The sequence below is a fragment of the Embleya sp. NPDC059213 genome (genome assembly GCF_042754445.1).
Lineage (GTDB): Bacteria > Actinomycetota > Actinomycetes > Streptomycetales > Streptomycetaceae > Embleya.
In genome coordinates, this window is record NZ_JBHZAV010000262.1 from 1 (window position 1) to 10393 (window position 10393).

The 10393-nt window shown below is 71.8% G+C and carries 9 protein-coding genes; 4 read left to right on the forward strand and 5 right to left on the reverse strand.

The annotated features are described in order from the left end of the window. A partial coding sequence (locus ACFXMF_RS44200; RefSeq protein WP_380021183.1) for a UbiX family flavin prenyltransferase occupies positions 1 to 578 on the reverse strand: 578 nt, incomplete at its 3' end. A gap of 138 nt (positions 579 to 716) precedes the next feature. Beyond that, complete coding sequence (locus ACFXMF_RS44205; protein WP_379991283.1) at positions 717 to 2156, reverse strand: UbiD family decarboxylase; 1440 nt, start codon at positions 2154 to 2156, stop codon at positions 717 to 719. A gap of 86 nt (positions 2157 to 2242) precedes the next feature. Here ACFXMF_RS44205 and ACFXMF_RS44210 point away from each other — a divergent pair, with 86 nt between their 5' ends. Then, positions 2243 to 3262, forward strand: coding sequence for an Lrp/AsnC family transcriptional regulator (locus ACFXMF_RS44210; RefSeq protein WP_379991284.1), 1020 nt, complete (start codon positions 2243 to 2245; stop codon positions 3260 to 3262). 16 nt (positions 3263 to 3278) lie between these two features. On the opposite strand, the gene ACFXMF_RS44215 is transcribed toward ACFXMF_RS44210, so the two are convergent. Further along, a complete protein-coding gene (locus ACFXMF_RS44215; protein WP_379991287.1) occupies positions 3279 to 4688 on the reverse strand; it encodes an MFS transporter in 1410 nt (469 codons plus the stop codon). Between the two features lie 323 nt (positions 4689 to 5011). Between ACFXMF_RS44215 and ACFXMF_RS44220 the strand changes: the two genes are divergently transcribed. Continuing rightward, positions 5012 to 5692, forward strand: a complete 681-nt coding sequence (locus tag ACFXMF_RS44220) for a TetR/AcrR family transcriptional regulator C-terminal domain-containing protein (protein WP_360309182.1) — start codon at positions 5012 to 5014, stop codon at positions 5690 to 5692. On the opposite strand, the gene ACFXMF_RS44225 is transcribed toward ACFXMF_RS44220, so the two are convergent. Further along, on the reverse strand, positions 5664 to 6158 hold the full coding sequence (locus ACFXMF_RS44225) for a DUF1203 domain-containing protein (protein ID WP_360309184.1): 495 nt from the start codon (positions 6156 to 6158) through the stop codon (positions 5664 to 5666). The genes ACFXMF_RS44220 and ACFXMF_RS44225 overlap by 29 nt on opposite strands. 76 nt (positions 6159 to 6234) lie before the next feature. Continuing rightward, the gene (locus ACFXMF_RS44230) at positions 6235 to 7410 is read right to left on the reverse strand and encodes a hypothetical protein (protein ID WP_360309186.1); all 1176 of its coding nucleotides are present in this window, start codon (positions 7408 to 7410) and stop codon (positions 6235 to 6237) included. A gap of 494 nt (positions 7411 to 7904) precedes the next feature. On the opposite strand from ACFXMF_RS44230, the gene ACFXMF_RS44235 reads away from it, so the two are divergent. Together ACFXMF_RS44235 and ACFXMF_RS44240 are read left to right on the forward strand one after the other, a co-directional pair. After that, complete coding sequence (locus ACFXMF_RS44235) at positions 7905 to 8603, forward strand: TetR/AcrR family transcriptional regulator (RefSeq protein WP_360309188.1); 699 nt, start codon at positions 7905 to 7907, stop codon at positions 8601 to 8603. Positions 8604 to 8759: 156 nt separating this feature from the next. Then, positions 8760 to 10277 (forward strand): MFS transporter, encoded by a 1518-nt coding sequence (locus ACFXMF_RS44240; protein WP_360309190.1) that lies wholly within the window; start codon positions 8760 to 8762, stop codon positions 10275 to 10277. The last annotated feature ends 116 nt before the right edge of the window (positions 10278 to 10393 follow it).

Sequence of the window (10393 nt, forward strand, 5' to 3'; positions counted from 1 at the left end):
GGCCAGCGCTCGGCGAGGTCCGCGTCGGCCGAAGGCAGGCCGAGCTGATCGAGAACACGCTTCACGACGTGGTCGACCAGATCCTCGATGCTGCCCGGGCGATCGTAGAAGGCGGGCATCGGCGGCACGATCCGGGCGCCCATCCGGGCCAGCGCGAGCATGTTCTCCAGGTGGATCTCGCTCAGCGGCGTCTCGCGCGGCACCAGGACCAGCGGACGCCGCTCCTTGAGTGTGACGTCGGCCGCGCGGGTGATCAGATTGTCCGCGAAGCCGTGCCGGATCGCCGCGAGCGTCTTCATGCTGCACGGGACCACCACCATGCCGGTCACCGGATACGAGCCGGACGAGATGGTCGCCCCCAACTCGCCGAACTTGTGGGTCACATCCGCGAGTTCGGCGAACTCACGAGCCGAGTAGGGGGTTTCCACCTCGATCGTGGAGCGGGCCCAGGTGCTCAGCACGAGATGGGTCCGCACGTGCGGCAGTCGGCGCAGCACCTCCAGGAGGCGGACGGCGATCGGCGCGCCGGTGGCGCCGGTGACCCCGACGACGAAACGGGTGGGGGATGCGTTCGGCACGACGATCTCCTGATCCGACGGATCGGCGGTGGGGGAAGCGGACAGGGGGACGGGAGGGGGCGCAGCGGACGGGAGGGGCCGGCAAGCCCGTCCCGAAGCACGGCACGACACCACAGGCACGGCACCACAGGCCCCGCGCTACAGCGGCAGTACGCCCGCCCAGCGCCGGCGCAGCGCCTCGCGGGACGCGTCGTCGAAGCGGTTGGCCGCCGGGTAGTGGTCCTTCCACGCGAACGGCTTGCACGCGTCGATCAGCACCACCCCCATCGACAGGTCGCCCGCCGCCCGCTTGTCCGGGGACAACCGCGGGTCGATGGCGGTGGTCGGCGCGCGCAGCACCTGGATCGACTCGGACGGGTCGACCCGGGTGAACATCGCCCACAACACGTGGTTGATGTCGGTGATGTCGATGTCCTCGTCGACCACCACGAAGTAGCGCTCCATGCCACCGGTGCGCTTGCGCCCGAGGGCCGCGAACAGGGCGTGCATCGCGTCGCCGGCGCCGGTCTGCTCGATCGAGACGACCATCATCAACTGCCGCGCATAGGCCCACACGCCCTTGATGTTCTGCACACCCGAGGCTTCCAGGTGATCCCAGGTCACCGACGCCGAGTACAGCGGCACCGCCTGGTCGCCGGCCGGCACGGTCGGCAACATCGGCGGGGCGCCCAGGATGATCGGGTCGTCCCGGTGCAGGATCCGGGTGACCCGGACCACCGTCTCCTGTCCCGAGTGGGTGTAGTAGCCGGTCCACTCCCCGAACGGACCCTCCAGGACCGATTCCTCTTCCACCGGCGGCAGTTCGCCCTCGATTACGATCTCCGCGTGCGCCGGCACCGGCAGTTCGCTCCCGGGCGGGAGCAGCACCTCGACCCCCTGTCCGCGCAACCCGCCGGCCAGGTCGTATTCCGACATCCCGGCCGGCGCCGCGATCGCCGCGGCGGTGGACAGGATCGGGTCCTGGCCGACCACCACCGCGATCGGACAGGTTCGGCCCCGCGCCCAGTACTTCTCCGCGATCGCCCGGGCGTGCCGGTTGCCCAGCATCCACAACGACAGCCGGTCCCGGCCCTGGACACATGCGCGGTAGGTGCCGATGTTGACCCAGCCGGTGTCCGGGTCGCGGGTGATCACCATGCACGCGGTGCCGATGTAGCGACCGCCGTCCGCGTCGTGCCATTGCGGCGCGGGGAAGATCCCGAGGTCCACGTCCGCACCGACCAGCACGTTCTCCAGTACCGAACCGGTGTCCACCACGACCGGCGGGATCGGCTCCAGTCGCCTGCCCAGGTCCTTCCAGGCCCGCACGATGTCCAGTCCCGCGGTGTCCGGCGGCAGACCGAGGGCCACCGCGGTACGCGCCGGCGTACCCATGAAGTTGGTGAACACCCGGAACCCGGCCGGGAATCCGGGGATGTTGTCGAACATCAGGGCGGGTCCCTCGCGCTCCGCCATCAGCTCGGTGATCCCGCCGATGTCGGCGTCCCGGTCCGCGCCGTCGACCCGACGCACCTCGTCGGCACCGAGCTGCTCGGTCAGGTGGTCGATGTAGTGCCGAAGATCCTTGAATGCGCTCATGGCCACGAGCATCCGAATCGGCCCGGGGCGGCGGCAACGAGTGTGGGCGCGGATGCCGGATATCGCCGGAGCTAGACTCCGGATGTGTGGAATACCTCGATCTGCAGCTTCTGCATGCACTGAAGATCGACGGACGGGCTCCGTTGCGCCGGATCGCCTCGGTGCTGGGCGTCTCCGATCAGATGGTCGCCCGCCGGTACACCCGGCTGCGCGAGAGCGCCGGGCTGCGTGTGGTGGGCCGGCTCAATCCCCGGCCGGTCGGGCAGAGCGTATGGGTGCTGCGACTCCAGTGCGTACCGAGCGCGGCCCCGGGTCTGGCCCGGGCACTGGCCGAGCGGTCGGACACCCGTTGGGTTCGGCTGGCCTCGGGCGGCACCGAGATCATCTGCCACCTGGTCGTGGCCGGTGCCGGCGACGACGACCGGGACGCGCTGCTCCTGGAGCGGATCCCGGCCGGCCGTCGGGTGGTCTCGATGACCGCGCACCGCCTGCTGCGGATGTTCAAGGGCGGCCCGAGCACGTGGGACGGTCCGGCGGTGGTGCTGGGCCGGGAACCGCTCGACGCGGCACAGCAGGCGGCGCTCGCCCCCGCCTACCCGACACCCGACGCCCGGGCGGCGCCGCTGGAGTTGACCGACCTCGACCACGTCCTGCTCGGCGTGCTGAGCCGCGACGGCCGGGCCTCGCACGCCGCGCTGGCCGCCGAGGCCCGCTGCCACGAGTCGACGGCGCGCCGCCGGATCGCCCACCTGCGCACGGCCGGGGCGCTGTTCTTCGTCCTGGACCTCGACGAACGGCTCCTGGGCAACCCGGCGACCACCGCGATGTGGATGTCGGTACGCCCCGCCCATCTGGCCGGCACCGGCGCCGCCCTGGCCGGCCACCCCGAAGTGGCCTACGCGGCGGCCGGCACCGGCCGTACCAACGTGCTGGCCACGGTCCTGTGTCCGGACGACGAGTCGCTGTACACCTACCTGGCCGAGCGCATCGGCGCCCTGCCGGGCATCGACGCGGTGGAGACCGCGCCGATCATCCGCACCCTCAAACGCACCGGCAGCCTCACCCGGCACGGCCCCCGGACGCCCGGTTCCGTGCCGGGCGGCTGAGGCCGGCCGGGTGCGCTCAGGACCAGGACGGCGGCGCGTCCCCGGTCGGGCGCGGGGTGATCAGCACGGCCGCGACCACCGTCGCGCCGAGCATGATGCCGGCGGCCACCAGCAGGGCCACGCCGAATCCGTGCACGGTGCCCGCCGTGACCGCGTCCGGGGCACCCTCGTGGTTGCGCAGCCAGGTCGCGGTGACGCTGGTGGCAACGGTGTTGAACAGCGCGGTGCCGAGCGCGCCGCCCACCTGCTGTCCGGCGTTGAAGGTCGCCGCGGCGGTTCCGGCGTCGGCCGCGCCCACCCCCGCGGTGGCCAGGCTGGTCGCGGTGGTGAGCACGACGCCCAGGCCCAGGCCGATCAGGATCTGCGCGGGCACCAGATACAGCACCAGTACATGCGCGCTGTCCGCCGTCAACCGGGACAGGAGCAACAACCCGGCGGCCATCGCGAGCAGCCCGGGAACCATCAACACCCTGGCGGTCACCCGGGCCAGCAGCCGGCCCGCGATCAGGATCGACCCCACCAGCGAGCCCGCGACCAGCACCATGATGATCAGCCCGGCCCGCACGGGTGAATAGCCCAGCACGGTCTGCGCGTAGTAGCTCAGGAACAGGAAGCAGCCGAACAGCGCCGCCAACATCAACGCGCTGGTGAGGTAGACGCCACCACGAACGCGGTCCGCCACCACCCGCATCGGCAACAGCGGGTGGCGCACCCTGGTCTCCACCAGCACGAACAGGCCGAGCAACAACACCCCGCCGGGCAGCAGGACGAGCACCAACGGGTCGTCCCAGCCGCGTGGCTCGGTGCGATTGAAGCCGTAGACCAGGGCCACGAGGCCGGCCACGCTCAGCAACGCTCCCGGCAGGTCCAGCCGACCGGGCCCGGCCGAGGGACGGTCGCGGTAGACGAACGGCAGGCCCAGCAGGGCGATTCCGGCGATCGGCACGTTGACCCACAGGCACCACCGCCAGTCCAGGTATTCGGTGAGCAGCCCGCCCGCGAGCAGGCCGACCCCCGAACCGGCGGCGCCCATCGCCCCGAACACCCCGAACGCCTTGCCGCGGTCCCGTGGGTCGGTGAAGGTCAGGGTCAGCAGCGACATGGCGGCGGGCGCCATCGCCGCGGCGAATACCCCCTGGAGCGCGCGGGCCCCGAACAGCGTGCCCGCACCGTCGGCCGCGCCACCCAGCGCGGAGGCGGCGGCGAACCCGATCAGGCCGATCCGGAACGTCCGGCGATGCCCGAGCAGCCCACTGACCCGGCCGCCGAGCAGCAATAACCCGCCGAAGGCCAGCACATAGGCGATGATCGCCCACTGCCGGTCGGCGTCCGACAGGTGCAGATCCTGCTGCATCGAGGGCAGCGCGATGTTCACGATGGTGCCGTCCAGCACGATCATGAGCTGGGCGAGGGTGATCACGGCCAGCGCCCACCACCGCTGCTCGTGGCGACGATCGACCGCCGGATCGACCACCGCCTCGGCCCGCTCCGGGTCGGGCGCGCGCTCGTGTTCCCGTTCGTGTTCCTGCTCGTACTCCCGCTGATGCACGGCTGGTTTCCGCCCCTCTAGAACAACGTACTAGTACCGGTACAACGTTCGACAAGGCCAGGATACTAGGCTCGCCGTCACGGAAAGAGCAAGGAGGTTGGGTCATCAAGGGCAAGCAGGGCAACGCCAAGGGCCAGGCCGCGGGGGGCGCGCAGAGCGTGTGGCTGCGCGAATCCCGGGCGGCGCGCGAGGAACCCCCGTTGACCCGGGCACGCATCGTCGGCGAGGCGGTGGCCCTGCTCGACGCGGAGGGCATCGACGGGCTGACCATGCGGCGTCTGGCCGAGCGGCTGGGGTCGGGCGTCACCACGCTCTACTGGCACGTGGACACCAAGATCGACGTGGTCGACCTCGCGCTCGACGCGATCTTCGCCGAGACACCGCTACCGGCGCCTGCCCCGGACCCCGACGCGTGGCAGGCCGACATCGTCGCCCTGCTCATGGACTGGCGGGCGACCATGCTGCGGCACCCGTGGTCGGCCGCGCTGCTCCAGCGACCGACCCTGGGCCCGAACCTGTTGGCCCGGATGGAGTTCCTGCAGGCGACCCTGGTCCGGGCGGGCTTCACCGGCCGGCGCCTGAACTCCGCCACCTGGGCGCTCTACAACCACCTGATGGGCGCGACCGTGGCCCGAGCCGGCTTCACCCTCTCCGCCGAGGACCGCGAGGCCGCCCAGCGCCGGCTGCACGACCTGAACGACCGCTACCCGACGCTGAGCGCCAACGACTACATGCTGCAGAACGACTGGGACACCACCTTCACCACCGGCCTGACCTACGTCCTGAACGGCATCACCGCCTCCCCACCCACCGACGGACAACCGTCGGAGGTGGGCGGGGAGCCGGCGACGATCAGTCGTGGTCCGGGGTGGGGCGGGTGATGGCGAACATGTAGCAGCCGTAGGTGATGTTGCGGCTGTGGATTCGGGCCACCTCCGGGTCGGCGAGGATTTCGGCGAGGGCCCCTTCGGGGGCGTCGGTGTCGTGGACGCGCGAGGTGGGGTGGATGCGGCCCAGCGCGTCGTAGGCGCGGAAGACCTGGGGGCGGTCGCGCCAGTGCGGCGGGTAGCCGTCGTCGGTCGGGCCAGGGCAGGCTTCGGCGTGTGTGAAGACCGCGCCGATCTCGCGGTACGGGCTTGCCGGCAGCGGGGGTTCGTAGCCGAACAGGATCAGCGACTCGCCCGGTTCCGCGTCGCGCAGGCAGCAGCGCAGCGGCTCGCCGCCGCCGGCCGCGCGCGGCTCGACCGGGTGGCCGGAGACGTCCGTACCGGCGGCGCGGACCGTGTCGAGGAACTCGGCGGGGATCGCTCGGACGACGAAGGCGGGTGGGCTTGCGATGGTGGTCATGGCACCAGCGTGGGCGGGGCCGGAACGCGGTGCCGGCGGCATTCGGACACCGCGTTCGGGCCTGCCGGGACCCGGCTCACTCGTCCAGGCGGCACCAGTCGCGGCGGTAGGACGCCCAGTCCGTGTCGGTCGCGGTGAAGTCGACGTACAACGCGACGCCGAAGGCCGGTCGGTGCAGGTCGGTTCGGGTCAGGCCGAGCCGGATGCCACGCACCGCCGCCGCGACCGTCTCGGCCGAGCCGTGGTGGCCCCACGAGTTCGCGTAGTAGGCGGGCAGGCCCATCAGCAGGTCGACCCGGGCCGGGGTCGCCTCCAGCGCGAGCCCGGTCTGCTGCGCGACGTAGCCGCCGTACAACGACTCCAGCGGCATCGCGGTGTCGTAGGACATCAGCGCGATCTGGTCGACCCGGCGCGCGACCTGGCCGAAGTAGCGCTGCGACCACCACTTGGGGTGGTCGCGCAACGCCAGGAACACGTTGTGCAGCGACGGCAGCGGGTCGATCTGGGCGGCGGCGACCGAGAGCGGGACGCCGCGCGCCCGGGTCATCTCGTGGGTGGCGGTGAGCACGGTCAGGAAGTCCTCGTCGCCGGACCACACCGGCTCCAGGTCGAAGTGCACACCCTCGAAGCCGGCGTCCAGGACCTGCGCGGCCGACGCGGTGATCGCCGCGCGCACCTGTGGACGGGTCAGGTTCAGGCCGGGCCCGCCGTGCGAGACGATGTCGCCGAGCCACGCCTGCACCCGTACACCGGGCAACTCGCGGTGCACCGCCTCCACCAGTTGCCGCGCCCCGGGATGCGCCGACGCCGGCAGCGTGCCGTCGTGTTCCAGCGGACCGGCGTGCACATACAGGTCGTGGATGCCGGTATCGCGCAACCGCTTTGCCAGCACCGCCAGTTCGGCCGGGCCCTTGCGCCCGTCCACCCACGCGTGGCCCAGCCAGATCGCATCCCGGCCGCGACTGCGGGCCTGATCCGAGGGATCGCCCGCGTACTCCAACCGCAACGCGAGCGCGGCGGCACCGACCGGCACCAGCGGCAGACTCACCAATAACAACACGATCACGGTGACCCGCCGCCACCGACTCCACGACCGCCACCGCCGCCGCAGCCGACCCCGACGCGGCGACGAGGGCACATCGGGCGGCGCCCCCTCGGCCGCCTCGACGTCCCCACCCTCGACACCCCCGCCGTCGGGGTCCACCTCGTCGCGGACACCGATCTCGCGGACGCCGACCCCACCGGCGGCCACCCCACGTGCACCTTTCTCCGCAGCCCCCGTCCCACCGGCCGCGTGCCCTCCCCCACCTCGCGCGCTGTTGTCCCGGGCAGTGCGCCCGGGCTCGGCGATACCGATACGGATCGTCCCCCTGTGTCGTGGCCGGCCGCCCCACGTCGTGGCAGACCCCCCAGGGTCACGGCCGGCGAACCGCTTTCTCGCGACCGACGGGCCGCCGCGCGCGACCGCGGACGGGTTCCGGGTCGGCGGGCCGAGCCGCGGTCGGGGGGCCGGGTGCGACTCCCGCCTACTACGGACGCGCCCGGGTACGGAACCGTTCCAGCCCCGCCCCGACACCCTCGGCCGCGACGGCGATCACACACCGGGCCGTCGCCATCGGGGACTGTGACCCAGGTCACATCAATGATTGAAATATCCGGGGACTTCCTGTCCGTTTAACCGAGCGAATCACAATCGGGGAATCACTCCCCGGTTATCGGTCGGGACCGACAGGAAGGAGCCGGATCATGGGCAGTACCGCCACCGTCACCGCCACCGACGTTGTCGAGGACCGCGGTCCGCGCCTTCGTGCGGATGCCCGGCGCAATCGCGAGCGGATCATCGCCGCGGCGCGCGAGATGTTCGTCGAGCACGGCGCCGAGGTGCCGTTCGACGAGGTCGCCCGCCGTGCCGGAGTCGGCAACGCGACCCTGTACCGCCACTTCGCCGACCGCGGCGAGCTCGCACACCGGGTGATCCTCTCCGTCCTGGAGCGGATCACCGAGCAGGGCGAGCTGGCCCTGGCCGAGGAGCCGGTGGCCTTCGCGGCCCTGCGGCGCTTCGCCCACGGCGCGATGAGGGAGCGGATCGGGGCGCTGTGCCCACTCGTGTCCGCGACCGTGGACAAGGAACACCCCGAGCTGATCTCCGCCCGGACGCGGCTGGAGGACCTGGTCGAGACGCTGATGGAGCGTTCTCGTGCCGAGGGCCGGCTGCGCGTCGACGTCGGCTCGGGCGATCTCCTGATGGCGATCACCCAACTCACCCGACCGCTGCCCGGGATGGGCGGCTGCGTGGTGAACGACCGGTTCGTGCACCGTCACCTCGACGTGCTGCTCGACGGTCTGTGCACATCCGACCCCACCCCGCTGTCCGGCTCCACCGTGGCGATGCGGGACCTGGAACACCTGGCCGACGAGCCCGAGGGGCAGCCTTCCGGGCGCTGACGCGCCCTACCGACTTCCGATTTCACCGCAATCCCGCGTGACCGCGTAACGACTACGAACTCGTCACCGTCGCCTCGCCACTTCGGCGTGGGCGAGGGGCACCGTCCGCCCCTGCGACGCCCGCCGTCGCAACGCACCCCCAAAGTGAGTACACCCATGTCTGCAACCGCTCCGCCCCAGACCGCCATGCCCGATCCCAGGCGCTGGAAAGCGCTCGTCTTCATCGCCCTCGCCCAGCTCATGGTCGTGCTCGACGGCACCATCGTGAACATCGCGCTGCCGTCCGCCCAGACCGACCTGGGCATCTCGGACGGCAACCGACAATGGGTGATCACCGCCTACGCCCTCGCGTTCGGCGGGCTGCTGCTGTTCGGCGGCCGGATCGCCGACCTGTGGGGTCGACGCCGGACCTTCATCGTCGGTCTGGTCGGCTTCGCCGCCGCCTCCGCGCTCGGCGGCATAGCCGCGAGCACCGGCATGCTGCTCGGCGCCCGCGCCCTCCAGGGTGTGTTCGGCGCGCTGCTCGCCCCGTCCGCGCTGTCCCTGCTCGCGGTGATGTTCACCGACGGCAAGGAACGCGCCAAGGCGTTCGGCATCTTCGGCGCGATCGCCGGTGGTGGTGGCGCGGTCGGCCTGATCCTGGGCGGCGTGCTTACCGAGTACATGAACTGGCGCTGGACCTTCTTCGTCAACATCCCCTTCGCCGCGGTCGCCGCGGCCGGTGCCGTCCTGGTCATCCGCGAGCCCGCCGGCACCCGCAACCGTTCGCCGCTGGACATCCCCGGCGTGGTGCTGTCCTCGGTCGGCCTGGGCACCCTGGTCTACGCGTTCACCCGCGCCGAGAGCCACGGTTGGACCGCCGGCAGCACGCTGGGCCTGTTCGTGGCCGCCGCCGTCCTGCTCGCGTCGTTCGTCTTCGTGGAGAGCCGGGTCAAGGCGCCGCTGCTCCCGCTGCGGGTGATCGCCGAGCGCAACCGGGCCGGCATCTACCTCTCGCTGGGCCTGGCCATCATCGCGATGTTCGGCATGTTCCTGTTCCTGACCTACTACCTCCAGATCGTCAAGGACTTCTCGCCGGTGATGACCGGCCTGGCGTTCCTGCCGATGATCGCGGGCATGATCACCGGCTCGACCCAGATCGGCGCCCGGCTGATGACCAGGGTCCCGGCCCGGCTGCTGATGGGCCCGGGCTTCCTGACCGCCGGGGTCGGCATGTTGCTGCTCACCCGGATCGAGGTGGACAGCTCCTACGTCGGGCTGATCCTGCCCGCGCAGATCCTGCTCGGCCTGGGCATGGGCACCTCGTTCATGCCGGCGATGAGCCTGGCCACCTACGGTGTGCAGCCGCGCGACGCGGGTGTCGCGTCGGCGATGATCAACACGTCGCAGCAGGTCGGCGGCGCGATCGGCACCGCGCTGCTGAACACCATCGCGGCCAGCGCGACCACCGCCTACGTGGCCTCGCACGCGGTGACCTCGGCCGGCGCCGAGCAACTGCGCATGCAGGCCATGGTGCACGGCTACGCCACCGCGATCTGGTGGGCGGTCGGCATCCTGGCCCTGGCCTCGGCGATCGCCTTCACGTTCATCACCGTCGGGCACGGCGACAGCACGGTGGTCGCCTCGCACGACGAGGACGCGGACGAGATGGCGATTCCGGTGCTCGTGCACTGATCGCCCACCGCTGATCACCCGGCACCGACCGCCGGGGGGGGGGGCCCCCGCCCCCCGCGGGGGGGGGCCGGGCGCGGCCGCGGGCGGGCCCGCCCCGCCCCCCGGGCGGCGGGCCC